Origin of the sequence: Sorangium sp. So ce406, from assembly GCF_051474675.1 — a bacterium.
Taxonomy (GTDB): Bacteria; Myxococcota_A; Polyangia; order Polyangiales; family Polyangiaceae; genus Sorangium; species Sorangium cellulosum_G.
This window is the reverse complement of sequence record NZ_CP150340.1, coordinates 6,340,441-6,354,066: the sequence shown is the minus strand read 5'-3', so window position 1 is coordinate 6,354,066 and position 13,626 is coordinate 6,340,441. Positions and strand designations below refer to the sequence as shown.

Annotated in this window: 10 protein-coding genes; 3 read left to right on the top strand and 7 right to left on the bottom strand. The window is 72.1% G+C overall.

Going from position 1 to position 13,626, the window contains the following annotated elements:
• Window positions 1-48: 48 nt before the first annotated feature.
• The 5 genes from WME96_RS23370 to pilB all read right to left on the bottom strand — a co-directional run bounded on the left by WME96_RS23370 (window position 49) and on the right by pilB (window position 5,385).
• Window positions 49-1,209 carry an OmpA family protein gene (locus WME96_RS23370; RefSeq protein WP_437283797.1) on the bottom strand — a complete coding sequence of 387 codons (1,161 nt, stop codon included), beginning with the start codon at window positions 1,207-1,209 and terminating at the stop codon, window positions 49-51.
• An 8-nt stretch (window positions 1,210-1,217) separates the two neighbouring features.
• Window positions 1,218-1,544, bottom strand: coding sequence for a DUF4398 domain-containing protein (locus WME96_RS23365; RefSeq protein ID WP_433926040.1), 327 nt, complete (start codon window positions 1,542-1,544; stop codon window positions 1,218-1,220).
• A gap of 108 nt (window positions 1,545-1,652) precedes the next feature.
• Window positions 1,653-2,345 (bottom strand): transcriptional repressor LexA, encoded by a 693-nt coding sequence (lexA, locus tag WME96_RS23360; RefSeq protein WP_061614804.1) that lies wholly within the window; start codon window positions 2,343-2,345, stop codon window positions 1,653-1,655.
• A 195-nt stretch (window positions 2,346-2,540) separates the two neighbouring features.
• Window positions 2,541-3,680 (bottom strand): type IV pilus twitching motility protein PilT, encoded by a 1,140-nt coding sequence (locus WME96_RS23355; protein WP_433926039.1) that lies wholly within the window; start codon window positions 3,678-3,680, stop codon window positions 2,541-2,543.
• A gap of 4 nt (window positions 3,681-3,684) precedes the next feature.
• Window positions 3,685-5,385, bottom strand: coding sequence for a type IV-A pilus assembly ATPase PilB (gene pilB / locus WME96_RS23350; protein WP_437283796.1), 1,701 nt, complete (start codon window positions 5,383-5,385; stop codon window positions 3,685-3,687).
• 102 nt (window positions 5,386-5,487) lie between these two features.
• Here pilB and WME96_RS23345 point away from each other — a divergent pair, with 102 nt between their 5' ends.
• Both WME96_RS23345 and WME96_RS23340 read left to right on the top strand, forming a co-directional pair.
• On the top strand, window positions 5,488-6,714 hold the full coding sequence (locus WME96_RS23345) for an FHA domain-containing protein (protein ID WP_437283795.1): 1,227 nt from the start codon (window positions 5,488-5,490) through the stop codon (window positions 6,712-6,714).
• Window positions 6,711-8,066, top strand: coding sequence for a serine/threonine-protein kinase (locus WME96_RS23340; RefSeq protein WP_437283794.1), 1,356 nt, complete (start codon window positions 6,711-6,713; stop codon window positions 8,064-8,066). Before WME96_RS23345 ends, WME96_RS23340 begins: the two co-directional genes overlap by 4 nt.
• Before the next feature lie 13 nt (window positions 8,067-8,079).
• Here the strand turns inward: WME96_RS23340 and WME96_RS23335 are convergent, their stop codons facing one another.
• Window positions 8,080-8,376 carry a hypothetical protein gene (locus WME96_RS23335; protein ID WP_437283793.1) on the bottom strand — a complete coding sequence of 99 codons (297 nt, stop codon included), beginning with the start codon at window positions 8,374-8,376 and terminating at the stop codon, window positions 8,080-8,082.
• A 122-nt stretch (window positions 8,377-8,498) separates the two neighbouring features.
• On the opposite strand from WME96_RS23335, the gene WME96_RS23330 reads away from it, so the two are divergent.
• On the top strand, window positions 8,499-11,324 hold the full coding sequence (locus tag WME96_RS23330) for a tetratricopeptide repeat protein (RefSeq protein ID WP_437283792.1): 2,826 nt from the start codon (window positions 8,499-8,501) through the stop codon (window positions 11,322-11,324).
• Between the two features lie 71 nt (window positions 11,325-11,395).
• Here the strand turns inward: WME96_RS23330 and WME96_RS23325 are convergent, their stop codons facing one another.
• Window positions 11,396-13,540, bottom strand: a complete 2,145-nt coding sequence (locus WME96_RS23325) for a M3 family metallopeptidase (RefSeq protein ID WP_437283791.1) — start codon at window positions 13,538-13,540, stop codon at window positions 11,396-11,398.
• Window positions 13,541-13,626: the final 86 nt, after the last annotated feature.

The following is a 13,626-nucleotide window of genomic DNA, read 5'->3' as shown; positions in this document are numbered from 1 at the left end:
ATCGGGCGTACCGCGGCACGCCCGGGCGGCCTGTTCGCGGATGCTTGACTACTGCGCGGGGGCCGGGGCCGCCTCCGTGCGGACGAACTGCACGCGCCGGTTCAGAGCGCGGTTCTGATCGGACGTGTTCGGCACGATCGGCCGCTCCATCCCGTACCCCACGGACGTCAGCCGGGACTCTTCGATCCCCTTGGCCACCAGGTACTTCTTCACCGACGCAGCGCGCCGATCCGACAGCTTCTTGTTGTACGCCGCGGCGCCCTTGTTGTCCGTGTGCCCCTGGATCTCGATCTTGATCTTCGGGTTCTGCTGGAGGACCTCCACCACGGCGTCGAGGATCGGGAAGCTCTCGGGCCGGATCTTGTCCCTGTCGAACTCGAAGTGGATCTGCTGCGTGATCTTGATCTCCTTCTCGGTGACGATGACCAGGCTCGGCTTCTTCGGGCAGCCCGGCTTGTCCCCGCCGACCACGCCCGGCTCGTTCGGGCACTGGTCCTCGAGATCGACCACCGTGTCCTGGTCGTTGTCCGGCTCGGGGCAGCCGTCGGCGTCCTCGTAGCCGTCCGGATCCTCCGGATCGTTCGCGCAGTTCCTGCCCGTGCTGTCCTTGTCGTTCAGGTCCGCGACGGTATCGAGATCGTTGTCGAGCTCGGGGCAGCCGTCCTCGTCGAGGTAGCCGTCCTTGTCCTCCGGCAGGAGCACGCAGCTGTCCTTGCTGTCGGTGAGGCCGTCGCCGTCCGTGTCCGGGTCGTCCGGGCAGCCGTCGTCGTCCTGGAAGCCGTTCCAGGTCTCGGCGTCGCAGGGGCACTTCTTGTCCTGCGGATCGAGCAGCCCGTCGCCATCGCAGTCGCCGGGCTTGGGCGGCGGCGCCTCCTCGATGAACCCGCGCTCGGCGCACTTCTGCGGCGGCGACAGGTCGTACGCGGCGTGCGTGTTCGCCTTCGCGATGTCGAGGTGCTCCTTCGCGCGGGCGAAGAAGCCCTGGTCGAGCTCGACCGTGGCGAACGAGAGGTGCGACTTCGCCATCGCGAGCTCGCGCGGCGCGCAGCGGAGCGCGCCGTTGCGCTCCGCCTGCTTCGCGATGGTGCTCAGCGCCTCGATGTCGCCGCGCATCACCGGCACCTGCGCGCACGAGAGGGCGGACCCCGCGAACGCCACGACGGCGACGAGGCCGGCGCGACGAGCGCGGCGCGAGGAACGGCGCGTCATTCGAATGCTCATCGACCCGCGCCCTCGTGCGCCTGCTTCGACAGGGTGATCGCCTTGTCCGCGTACTCCTCCGCGACGTCAGCGAAGTCGATCGCGTCGCCGTAGTCGGCGGCCGCGGCCTCCTCGCGCGCCTTCCAGAGGTGCTCTCGCGCGGTGTAGTACTCGTACGGCGCGTACTTCGCCGCGCCGAGCGCCTCCGCCGTCTCGAGCTTGCTCGAGGCCGAGTTCGCGGTGAACGCGTAGATGGCACCGCCGCAGCCGCTCGTGAGAGCCGCCGCGAGCACCATGCCCGCGCCTGAAATCCATGTCCCGAATCGCCGCCCGTGCGTCGTCACGATCGCAGTTCTTTCTGGAGCGGGCCCCTTGGACCGTCTGCCCGGTCGTCGCGACGCTACCAAGGGCGCTCGGCGCGCGTCAACCGGCTCGGGGAAGGGAAACGGAGGTTAGAGCTTCCGGTAGACGCCGACGACCACGCCGAGGAGCATCGCCGGCTTGAAGTCGCTGGCCCGGACCAGGATCGGCGCCATCGCCGCGTTCGCGGGCTGGAAGCGCACGTAGTCCTTCTCGGGGAAGAAGTACTTCACGGTCGCCTCGTCGCCGATCAGCGCGACCACGATGTCGCCGCGCTGCGCGGTCAGCTGCCGGCGCACGAAGATGTAGTCGCCGCTGAAGATGCCCGCCTCGATCATCGAGTCGCCCGTGACGCGCAGGCCGAACACCTCGCGCCCGCCGCGCACGAGCGTCCGCTCGATCCGGACCGTATCGAGGACATGCTCCTCGGCCAGGATCGGCAGACCCGCGGCGATGCGGCCGACGACGGCGATCTCGACGAGGTCGTCCTCCTGGTCATTCGCAGGAGCGTCGTTGCCGCCGCCCACGAGCGCGCTGCGGAGCTCGGCGCCACCGTTCGCGCCGCCGCCGTCCAGGTCGCGCGGGCGGAGGGCACGCGACTTCATGTCCTCGCGCGTGAGGTAGCCCTTGCGCTCGAGCGCCCGGAGGTGATCGTTCACCCCGTTCGTCGAACGGATCCCCATATGCGCGCCGATCTCGCGCAGCGTCGGCGGGTACCCGCGCTCGCTGATCGACTGCCGGATATAGTGAAGCACCTGCTGTTGTCGCTCGGTGAGCCCCTGCATCGGGCGGAACCTACTGAACGGTTGGGTAGATGTCAAAAAAGTGTGGAGCCCCCTCTCCACAGCCCCAATTTCGCTGGGGTTTTCCGGGCACCTGGGCGGGCTCTGCGGGCGATCGCGTCGTCCGGGAGGGCGCCGCGCGGTGAGCCCCAGGGCGGGTCGAGCGTGCAGGGTGAACCGAAGGGCAGGGGGCCTCGATCAGGGCTGCTTCGCGAGGTTGCTCCGCGAGCTCATCGCCTGGCGGGGCTCGAGCATCGCCCGGATCTCGTCTCCGTCCGCGGCGGCGGCGAACGCCTCCTCCAGCGTGATCATCCGGCGCTGGTAGAGCGACACGAGCGACTGGGCCATCGTCTGCATCCCGCTGCCAGCCTGGCCCATCTGCATCTGCGAGTAGATCTGGTGGAGCTTGTCCTCGCGGATGAGGTTCCGGATCGCCGCGTTCGGGATCATGACCTCCATCGCCATGACGCGCCCCGGCCCGTTCGCGCGCGGCAGGAGGAGCTGGGTCATCACGGCGACGAGCGTGAACGAGAGCTGCTGGCGCACCTGCGACTGCTGGTGCGGCGGAAAGACGTCGATGATGCGGTTGATCGTCGAGATCGCCGAGTTCGTGTGGAGCGTGGCGAACACGAGGTGGCCGGTCTCGGCGATCGTCAGCGCCGACTCGACGGTCTCGAGGTCGCGCATCTCGCCGACCAGCACCACGTCCGGATCCTGACGAAGGGCGTAGCGCAGGGCGTCCTTGAACGACGCCGTGTCGGAGCCGATCTCGCGCTGGTTCACCAGCGAGAGCTTGTGCGGGTGCAGGTACTCGATCGGATCCTCGATCGTGAGGATGTGGAGCCGCTGCTCGGAGTTGATCTTGTCGATGATGCTCGCGAGCGTCGTCGTCTTGCCCGAGCCGGTCGGGCCGGTCACGAGCACGAGGCCGCGGGGCTTGGAGGCGATGTCGAGCACGATCGGCGGCAGGCCGAGCTCGTCGAAGTTCATGATCCGGAAGGGGATCTGCCGGAAGGCGGCCGCGACGGCGCCGCGCTGCATGTAGATGTTGGCGCGGAAGCGGGCGAGCCCCTTCATGCCGAACGACAGATCGAGCTCGTTGCGCTGCTCGAACTGCGCGACCTGCTCCTCGCTCAGCACCGAGTAGCAGAGCTGCTTCGTGTCGCTCGGCATGAGCGGCGGGAGCTTCAGCGGCACGACGGTGCCGTCGATGCGCAGGAGCGGCGGCGTGCCGCTCGTGATGTGCATGTCGCTCGCGCCCTTCTCCACCATCGCGCGGAGGAGCTGCTGGAGCGTGTACCGGAGGCCCTCCTGCTGTCCGACGAGCTCGGTCGTCATGCGCTCAGTCCCCCATCGTCACGCGGCCGACCTCCTCGGTCGTGGTGACGCCCGCGAGCACCTTCTCGATCCCGCTCATCCGGAGGGTCAGCATCCCGCCCTTGATGGCCGCGGCCTTGAGCTCGGCCGTGGACGCGCCCTGGAGGACCATCTCCTTCAGCGCGTCCGTGAAGCGCATGACCTCGTAGAGCGCGACGCGACCCTTGTAGCCCGAGCCGTTGCACGTCTTGCAGCCCGCGCCGCGCACGAGGTCCGCGCGCGCGACCTGCTGCTCGGTGAAGCCGAAGTCGAGGAGCACCCTCGGGTCCACGCGCAGCGGGACGCGGCAGTCGGGGCAGATCTTGCGCGCGAGGCGCTGGGCGAGCACGAGGTTCACGCTGGCTGTGATGAGGAACGGCTCCACGCCCATGTTGAGGAGGCGCGAGATCGTCGACGGCGCGTCGTTCGTGTGCAGCGTCGAGAGCACGAGGTGGCCGGTGAGCGCCGCCTTGACGGCGATCTCGGCCGTCTCGAAGTCGCGGATCTCGCCGACCATGATGATGTCCGGGTCCTGCCGGAGGAAGGACCGCAGCGACATCGCGAAGTTCAGCCCGATCTCGTCGTGCATCTGCACCTGGTTGATGCCGTGCAGGTTGTACTCGACGGGATCCTCGGCGGTGCTGATGTTCGAGCCGGTCTGGTTGAGCTCCGAGAGCGCCGAGTAGAGCGTCGTCGTCTTGCCGGAGCCGGTCGGGCCGGTGACGAGGACCATGCCCCACGGCTGGCCGATCGCCCACTTGAAGTCCGCGAGCGGCTTCGGGTCGAAGCCGAGCTTCGCCATGTCGAGCTGGAGGTTCGACTTGTCGAGCAGGCGGAGGACGATCTTCTCGCCCCAGATCGTCGGCAGCACGGAGACGCGGAAGTCCATCTCCCGGCCCCTGCCCATCTTCAGCTTGATGCGGCCGTCCTGCGGGAGCCGCCGCTCGGCGATGTCGAGCGAGCTCATGATCTTGAGGCGGCTCGCGATCGCGTTCTTCAGCTTGATCGGCGGCTGCATCTCCTCCATCAGCACGCCGTCGATGCGGTAGCGCACGCGGAGCTTCTTCTCGTACGGCTCGACGTGGATGTCGCTCGCGCCCTTCTTGATGGCGTTCAGGAGGATCGCGTTGACGAGCCGGACCACGGGGGCGCCCTCGGCGGCCTTCTCCAGCTCGAGGACGTTCACGTCGTCGGCCTCGACCTGGAAGCCGACCTCCTCCTCGCCGAACTCGCTCAGCACCTCGTCGTACGAGGGCCCGACGTTGTAGGCGCGCTCGATCGCCTCGGTGATGCCCGTCTCCGACGCGACGACGGGCTCGACGTTGAAGCCCGTGAGGAACTTGATGTCGTCGATGGCGTGGAGGTTCGTCGGATCGGCCATCGCGACGACGAGCGCCGTCCCCGAGCGGGAGATCGGGATGATCTTGTGCTTCTCGCAGACCTCCCGCGAGACGAGGCGCGAGACCTCCGCGTCGATCTCGTACTCGTCGAGGGCGACGGCCGGGACGCGGTACTGCGTCGAGAGGAAGCTCGTGATCTCCCCGTCGGAGATGTACCCGAGCTTGGCGAGCGCGTAGCCGAGGTTCTGACCGGTCTTGCGCTGCTCTTCTTGGGCTTGCCTGAGCTGCTGGAGGCTGATGAGCTTTTCGCGGACCAGCAGCTCGCCGAGGCGGTTGGTTGTCGACATCGAGGCCGCAAATCCTGCGGGTAGCGAGGAGGAGAGTCAACGCTGGCGGTTGGGGCGGACGCGCATCAAGGGTAGGATGTCGGATGGTGAGGATGGCGCTGCGTGAGTCTCTTTGAGTGGTTCGGGCTCAGGCGGGGGGACAGCCGACGCAGGGCGGCAGAGGCCAAGGAGCTCGCCGGCGACCTCGCGGGGGCAGTGGAGCTGTACGTCGAGGCGGGCATGCCCGACGACGCGGCCCGGGTCCTCCTCCTCCGCGCCGACGCCGAGCGGAGCGTCGAGAAGCGGATCGCCTTCTGCGCCACGGCTTCCCGGACGGCGGAGAGCCCCGAGCTCCGGCGGGCGGCGCTCGGGCGCAAGGCGCTGCTCGCGTTCGACCTGGTGCGCGCCCGGGGCGCGAGCGCCATGCGGAGCGAGGTGCTCGCGGTCGCGCGCGAGCTCGAGGCGGCGGGCGAGCTCGAGCGCGCGGCGGACGCGTACGCCCTGGTCGGCGACAGCGAGTCGGAGGCGCGCGTCCTGGCCGCCGCGGGCGCGATCGACCGGCTCGAGGAGCGTCTCCGCGCCTCGATGACGGCCGAGCGGGACCAGCGTGAGCTCGCCGCGGCGCTGCGGAAGATCGCCGACCTCGACCGGGTGGCGGAGCGCCGCGAGGCGATCGCGGTGGCGGATGCGTGGCTCGGGGGCAGCCGCGATGGCGAGCGGGTGACGGACGCGCTGCGCGCGATCCGCGCGCGGCTCCTCACGGGGCCGCTCCTCACGATCGAGCTCGGCGGCGCCCTCCTGCGCTGCGCGCTCGGCGACGAGGTCACGATCGGCCGCGGCGAGGCGACCCTCGTGGTCGCGTCCCGCGCGGTCAGCAGGACGCACGCGCGGATCCGGCGCGGCCCGTCCGGCATCGAGGTCGAGGATCTCGGGACGCGCAACGGCACGACGCTCGCGGGCGCGCGGCTCACCGCGGCGCTGCCGGTGGGCCGCGGGGTGCGGATCCTGCTCGGCGGGGAGGTGCCGTGCGCGATCGCGCCCGGGACCGGGCAGGGCTGCGTGGTGGAGCTCGCGGGCGAGCGCTTCGTGGTGCCGCTCGGCGACCTGCCGGTCGGACCGTGGCGAATCCGGCACGAGCGGGCCGGCGCCTCGTCGTTCGTCGCGCTGAAGACGCCGCCGGGGGCGCCGCCGCCGTTCCTCGGCGACTACCAGCTCGCCCCGTCCGTCGAGCTCTGCGCCGGCGACGCGATCGCCGCGTCGCGCGGCGGGACACCGGTCTTCCGGATCCCCGCCGGGGCCCAGGCGCCGGCGACGCGGCGCGACGGCGGCGCGGAGGGCGGGCCGGCGTGAGCCTGTGGCGGCGGCTCAAGGAGCGGCTCGGCGTCGCCACGCCCGGCGGCGGCGCGGCGGTGGACGCGGGCGGCGGGGCGGCGCCGGGCTCACCGGACGCGGACGAGCGCGCGGACCCGGCGCAGGCGACGAGGGGGTCGGCGCCCCCGCGCGCGGCGGCGCGCCCGGCGCGCAAGGACGGCGTCGATGACGTCGCGCGCCTCCGGAGCGCCGGGGCGCGGGACGGACCCTCGACGGACGAGGTGATCGCGGTCCTCCGGCGCGCGCGCGGCACGCTGCGGGAAGCCGAGGCGGTGGCGCACCTCGTCGCGGCGATGGAGGAGCGGGTGCTCCCGGATCCGGTCCGGGTCGCGTGCGCCGATCTCCTCGCGGCCCGGGGCGACGAGCTGGGCGCGCTCTCGGTGCTCGAGGGCGCGGCGGCGTCACGGGAGCGCGGGGGCGCGTCGCGCGCGCGGCCGGTGTCCTCGACCGAAGGGCTCGTCCTCGCGGCCGACCTGTACGCCTCGCTGGGGCAGCTCCCGCGCGCGATCGGCGCGATCGAGCGGGTGCTCGTCCGGGAGATCGGCGCGCCCGGCGCGCGCGAGCGCCACCAGCGCTGGCGCGCGGCGCTCGGCGCGGAGCGGCCCGCGGCGGCGCGGGTGGAGGACGTGACGGTGGTCGCGCCCTCGGCGGCCAGGACCCCGTTCCGCCTGCTCCGCGAGGTGGCGCGCGGCGGCGCCGGGGTCGTCTACGAGGCCGAGGACGAGGTGCTCGGCCGTCGCCTCGGGTTCAAGGTCTACCACGCGCGCGGCGGGGACCGGACGCACGTCACCCGCGAGGCGCGGCTCGCCGCGGCGCTCGCGGGCCCCGGCGTCGTGCGGGTGTTCGACGCGGACCCCGACGAGGGGTGGATCGCGCTCGAGTGGATCGCGCGCGGCTCGGTCCGGGACGTGCTTCGCGCCGGGGACGCGGCGGCGCTCGCGCCGGTTGCGCGGTGGGCGCGGCCGCTCGCGCGCGCGCTCGCCCGCATCCACGAGCGCGGCTACGTCCACGCCGACGTCAAGCCGGCCAACGTGCTGCTGCGCAACCTCGGCGAGCCCGTGCTCAGCGATTTCGGTCTGGCCAGGCCCCGCGGCGCGCCGTCGGCCGGCGGCAGCCCGGGCTACGTCTCCCCGGAGCGGCTCGCCGGCCGCGCGAGCGACCCGCGCGACGACGTCTACGGCTACGGCCGCGTGCTCGAGGACGTCCTCGTGCGCCTCGAGGCGCTCGGCGTCGAGGGGCTGCCCGCCTGGAAGGAGCTGTCGCTGCGGTGCATCGGCCCCGACGACGAGCGGCCGGCCGACGGCGCCGCGCTCGTCCGGGCCGCCTGCTGAGCGCCGCGGCGGCTCAGCACGTGTCGAGGCAGCGCATGTACTCCTCGAACGCGGCCGCGTCCGTCCCGTCGAACGCGCCGCAGGGCACCTCCGCGGCGCACTCCGAGGCGCACCGGACGTCGCCCTCGCACGACGCCTCGCTCGAGACGCCGCCGCCCTGGTAGCCGCACTCCTCCGTGTGTTCAGCGGCCTCATCGCACACGCTGCCGCAGCCCGATGCGAACGCGAACGCGAGCGCGATCCACGCGACGCGCGCTCTTCCGGAGCTGCCGGGCGCTTCCGTCCACCAACGACCCCTGCCTTTGCTCATGGGTGCTCTCTCCCGGAGTGATGTCTCTGCGGGGGACCTTACTGCGGCGGAGTTGCGCGCAGGATGGCAACTCGCTTCGCTTCGGACGCGGCCCTGGGTAGATTGCTCGCCTACATGCGCGCATGCAACGAGGAGAGGGCGGGCTGATGCGCCTGGCGATCGTCGCCACGCCGAGCTTGCACCGCGATCAACGACCGGCTCCCGGCTCGCTCGACGGTGATCTCATCCGGGCCCGCCTCTCGCTGGACGACGCGGGCTTCCGGGTGATCGACGTGGATCCAGGCCGGGATCTCGCCGAGCAGCTCGACGCGATGTTCGACGAGCTCACGGCGACGAGGCAGACCCTGGTCGACGCCGACGAGGCCGCTCGCGACGAGGCGTCCACCTTGCTCCTCTTTTACGCCTCGAGCGCGGTCGCGCTGTCGCCGGACGGGGAGCTCTTCCTCTGCCTCGACCCCGAGAACCCGGGCGTGGGCGACGCGCTGAGCGACGTCGCCGCGGTGTTCCGCGATCGCGCGCGCGGCGAGGTGCTCTTCGTCGTCGAGTGCCATCACGCCCCCGGCGCGACCTCTCGCGCCGTCGTCGCCGCGGCGGAGCGGGCGGTGGCGTCCGCCGAGACGGGCATCGAGCTGCTCGCCGCGGCCCACCCGATCGGCTCGCTCGACGCGGACCTGCCGTCGGTGCTCACCCGCGCCTTCGTCGAGCACCTCGACGAGGCCGAGCCGGAGCGCGGCCTCACCGCCGGCGCGATCGTTCGCCGCGTCCAGGAGAACCCCGAGCTCGCCGGCGCCATCCCGTGCTTCGCGCGCGGCCAGGGGCGGGGCTCGTTCTTCGTGCTCGTCCCGCGCGGCGGCGTCCCCGGCGAGGTGCCGGCGGAGGACCCCGCGACCGCGTCGCCCGACGCCGCGGGCGGGGAGCACGCCGCCACCACGCCCGCGCCGGCGCCGGACAACCCGGTCGACCAGTACCTCGCGCTCGGCGACACGCTCATCGCCGCGTCGGACCTGGAGGGAGCGCTCACGGCCTACAAGAAGGCGCTCGCGCTCGTGGGCACCGCGCAGCGGGACGCGCGCGCGGCGGTGTACGCGCGCATCGCGCACGTGAGGTGGCGTCAGGAGCGGCACCGCGAGGCGATCGAGGGCTTCGAGAAGGCGCTCGCGCTTGCGCCCGAGCACCGCCCTTCCCTCGAGGCGCTGGTCGAGGTGCACCTCGCCGCGCGCGACTTCGCCGGGCTGCGCACCGCCGAGGAGCGGCTCCTCTCGCGGATCGAGGGTGACGCAGACCGCCTCGGGCTGCTCGTCCAGTCCGCCGAGCGCTGGGAGATCATCGCCGGGGACACGGACCGGGCGCGGGAGCTCCTGGAGCGGGCACGGGAGCTCCGCCCCGGCGAGCCCTCCGTGCTGCGCAGCCTGGGCCGGCTCTACGAGGAGGCCGGCGACGTCCAGGCGTCGATCGACGCGCGCCGCGATCTCGTCGAGCTCGTGAAGGATCCGCGGCAGCGGGCGGTCTCGCTCCTGGAGCTCGCGCGCGCGGCGATCCAGGGCGAGGCCCGCGCGACGTTGACCGAGGTCACGCGGGAGCAGGCCGGCATCGACCTGCTGGAGCGCGCGCTCGACGCCGATCCCACGCTGCTCGATCCGCTCGCGCTCATCGCGATCCTCCTCTCGGCGCGGCAGGAGTGGGGCGAGCTGGAGCTCGCGTACCGGCGCATGCTCGACCGCGCGCAGCGCATCGCCGACCCGCGCACGCGCAGCGACGTCGTCTGGGAGCTGTGCCGCCGCCTCGGCCTGCTCTTCCGCGATCACCTCGAGGATCCCGGCTCCGCGCTGGAGGCGTTCGAGGGCGCGGTGGCCGAGCGGCCGGACGACGTCGCGGGGCGGCTCAGCGCGGCGTCGCTCGCGCGAAGCGCTGGCCGGTTCGAGCGCGCGGCGGCGCACCTCCAGGCGGCGGCGGTGCTCGATCCGGGGAACGTCCAGGTGTTCCACGACCTGTTCGACACGTTCCAGAAGCTGCGGCGCACCGATCAGGCCTGGGCCGCGGCGAGCGTGGCCGTGTACCTGGGCGCCGCGGAGGCGCGGGAGCGCTTCCTCTTCGAGGAGCACCGGCCGGCGGGCCTGGTCCAGCCCGAACGCGGCTTGAGCGCCGGGGCGTGGGAGCTCCTGCGCGCGGGAGATCGCGATCGCGCGCTCGAGGAGGTCCTCGCGTCGGTCGCCGACGCGGCGATCCGCGCCCGGCTCGCGCAGCGGGCGCGGGAGAAGAAGCTCCCCCGGCTCGATCCGGCCGCGCGCGCCGACGCGGAGCGGAGCGCGGCGGGCGTGGTGCGCCTGTTCGCGTGGGCGAGCCGGTGTCTCGGGATCGCCACGCCGGCGATCTACTTCCTCAAGGACGCGCAGATCGGGGTCGCCGCGGTGCCGGTGGGCGAGCCGAGCGTCCTCGTCGGCGGCGAGGCGCTCCGCGGGCGGACGGCCGCCGAGCTCGCGTTCCTGGTGGGCAGCCACGTCGCGTACCACGTCGGCCCGCACCGGCTGCTCCTCCATTTCCCGTCGCTCGAGGAGCTCGGCGTTTGCCTGGCCGCGGCCGTCAAGCTGTCGCGCCCCTCGGAGCCCGTTCCTGCCGAGCTCGAGGGCGCGGTGCTCTCGTTGATGCATCTGCTCGACCAGGAGCTCACGGAGCCCGAGCGTGACGCGCTGGAGGCGGCGGTGTTCGAGCTCTACGAGATCCGCGCGCCGCTCGATCTCGCGCACTGGGCTGGCTCGGTGGAGCGCTGCGCTGCGCGCGTCGGCTACCTCTTGACCGGCGAGCTCTCGGTCGCGGCGTCGTCGCTGTCGCGCGCGGACGTGCCGGGCGTGCTGACGGCGGAGGAGAAGATCGGTGACCTGCTCTCGTTCACCGTCTCGGACGCCCACCACGCCCTGCGCGAGGAGCTCGGCGTCGCCATCCAGCCCTAGCGCTCGCCGCGCGAGCGAGCCGTGGCGCCCGCCGCGCGCTCAGCGCCGGCGCGCCGCGCGTCCTCGCGCGCTCAGCGCTTGCCCTGCAGGTAGGCGAGGTACGCGTCGTGGTTCGGCGGGCGTCCGAGGAAGCGGGCGACGAGATCTCCTGCTTCGACGCCGCCCCCCTTGGCGAGCACCTCGTCGCGGAAGGCGCGCGCGACCGCGGGGTTCAGCAGGCCTTCCTGCTGGAAGCGGGTGAGCACATCGCGCGAGAGCGAGAGGGCCCACTGGTAGCCGTAGTACCCCGCGTCGTACGTGATGAGGTGCCCGAAGCTCGACTGCAGGTGCGTCCCCTTCACGAAGGCGAACGACTCGTTCGCGCGCTGCGCTTGTTCGACGACCACGGTCGTGTCGAAGCCCGGGTCGCGCGCGTGGAGCTCCAGATCGATCGACGCGAGGGTGAGCTGCCGCTGCGTCGCGAGCGCTCGCCCGAAGCCCCGCGCGCGCGTCATGGCCTGGAACAGATCGTCCGGGATCTTCTCGCCGGTCGCGTGGTGCTTCGCGAACAGATCGAGCACGTCGCGCGACCACGCCCACTCCTCGAACATCTGGCTCGGCGCTTCCACGAAATCGCGCACGGTCGCCGTCCCCGAGTAGGAGGCGAGCTCCGAGCGCGTCAGCAGGTGGTGCAGCACGTGCCCGAACTCGTGGAAGAACGTCACCACGTCCTCGTGGGACATGAGCGCCGGCTGCGCCCCCGGCTTCGGGAAGTTGCACTCGAGCGCCGCGATCGGGGTCTGCCACGACCCGTCGTCGAGCAGCTTCGCCGTCCGCACCGAGAACATCGCCGCGTGCTTGTACTTGTCGGGCCTGCTGTAGAGGTCGAGGTAGAACTTTCCGATCACCTTGCCCTCGGAGCGCACCTCGTACGCGGTCACGTCGGGGTGCCAGGCGTTCGCGGGGACCTCCCTGTACTCCAGGCCGTACATCCGCGCGGTGATGTCCATGAGCCCCTGCCTCACCGCGCCGATCTCGAGGTAGTCCGAGAGCGCCTGCGAGTTGAACTGGTACCTGGACGCGCGGACCCGGTCTTCGAGGAAGTAGCGCTCCGACGGCGGCAGCTTGTCGCGCGGCTTGCCCCCGAGCCGCACGTGCTCCTTCATGAGCTCGGCGAACTCGGCCTTCGCGGGCTCCTTCAGCGCGGCCCGAACCTGGTCGAGGAAGCCGCGCACGGCGCCGCTCGTCTTCGCCATCCGCGGCTCGATGGCGTAGTCGGCCCAGCTCTTGTAGCCGAGCATCTTCGCCTTCTCCGAGCGGAGCGCGAGCAGGCGCTCGAGCAGCTTCACGTTCTTCTCGCCGCCGCGGTTCGTGAACAGCACGTAGAGGTCGAGCGCGGCCTTGCGGTCCTTCGCGTAGGTCACGAACGGGAAGAAGTCGGGGTAGTCGGTGGTGATCTCGACCTTGCCGTTCGCCTTGGGCGGGTGCTTCGCCACGTACTCCTTGGGCAATCCATCGAGCGATGCGGGCGCGATCTCGATCGAGCCGAGCGACGCGGACAGGTTCGACATGAACTCCTGTCCGATCCGGGTGATCTGCTCGTTCACATCGCGGAGGCGTTGCTGCCGGTCTTTCGGCAGCGACAGCCCGTTGCGGCGGAAGTCGCGCAGCACGTCGGAGAGGAGCCGGGCCCGCTCTCCCTGGAGCGTCTCGCGCGTCTCGCTCTTCTCGGCGTACGCCTTGATGACGCCGGCGAGATCGGCGTCCAGCCACATCGCGGTCGTGAACCTGTCCACCTTCGGCTCGCAGAGCCTGGCGGCCTCTCGCACGGCGGCGTCGGGGTGCGCGACCCCCATCAGGTACGGGAAGTCGCCCGCGCTGTTCACCTCGAGCGCCGCGCCGTCGAACCGCCCGAGCGTCGCGGCGTACGTGAGCTTCTCCGGCGGCGCTTCCTTGAGCGCCCTGATCGCGTCGAGGTGCGCCTCTGCCGCGCGCAGGCGGTCATCGCAGAGCTGCTTCACCCCGTCCACGGTGATCCCCAGCGCCACGGGGTCGAACTCGGCGCGCGCCGGCGCCTCGGGCGGCGCGGTCGTCGCCGCGGGCGAGGTCGTCCCCGGCGCCGCGCTGCCAGGCTTGGGCGGCGACGGCACCACGGCGGTCCGTGGACCGGCGCTGCAGGCGACGAGCAGGAGGATCGAGAGGAGCGCGCCGCGCGCGGGCGAGTTACCGGCCTTCATGCGGTCCGGCTATATCATGGGTGGTCGGCGGGCTCGGCGCGCCGCCGGTGGAACCGGCGGGGCGGGCTGAAGCAGACCCTCGGCGT

What these genes read in the sequence shown, in the direction of transcription:
- lexA (WP_061614804.1), bottom strand. Translation starts at nt 2,345, where the DNA reads ATGCAGGGGCTCACCGAGCGACAACAGCAGGTGCTTCACTATATCCGG.
- WME96_RS23325 (WP_437283791.1), bottom strand. Translation starts at nt 13,540, where the DNA reads ATGAAGGCCGGTAACTCGCCCGCGCGCGGCGCGCTCCTCTCGATCCTC.
- WME96_RS23370 (WP_437283797.1), bottom strand. Translation starts at nt 1,209, where the DNA reads ATGACGCGCCGTTCCTCGCGCCGCGCTCGTCGCGCCGGCCTCGTCGCC.
- pilB (WP_437283796.1), bottom strand. Translation starts at nt 5,385, where the DNA reads ATGTCGACAACCAACCGCCTCGGCGAGCTGCTGGTCCGCGAAAAGCTC.
- WME96_RS23330 (WP_437283792.1), top strand. Translation starts at nt 8,499, where the DNA reads ATGCAACGAGGAGAGGGCGGGCTGATGCGCCTGGCGATCGTCGCCACG.
- WME96_RS23355 (WP_433926039.1), bottom strand. Translation starts at nt 3,680, where the DNA reads ATGACGACCGAGCTCGTCGGACAGCAGGAGGGCCTCCGGTACACGCTC.
- WME96_RS23335 (WP_437283793.1), bottom strand. Translation starts at nt 8,376, where the DNA reads ATGAGCAAAGGCAGGGGTCGTTGGTGGACGGAAGCGCCCGGCAGCTCC.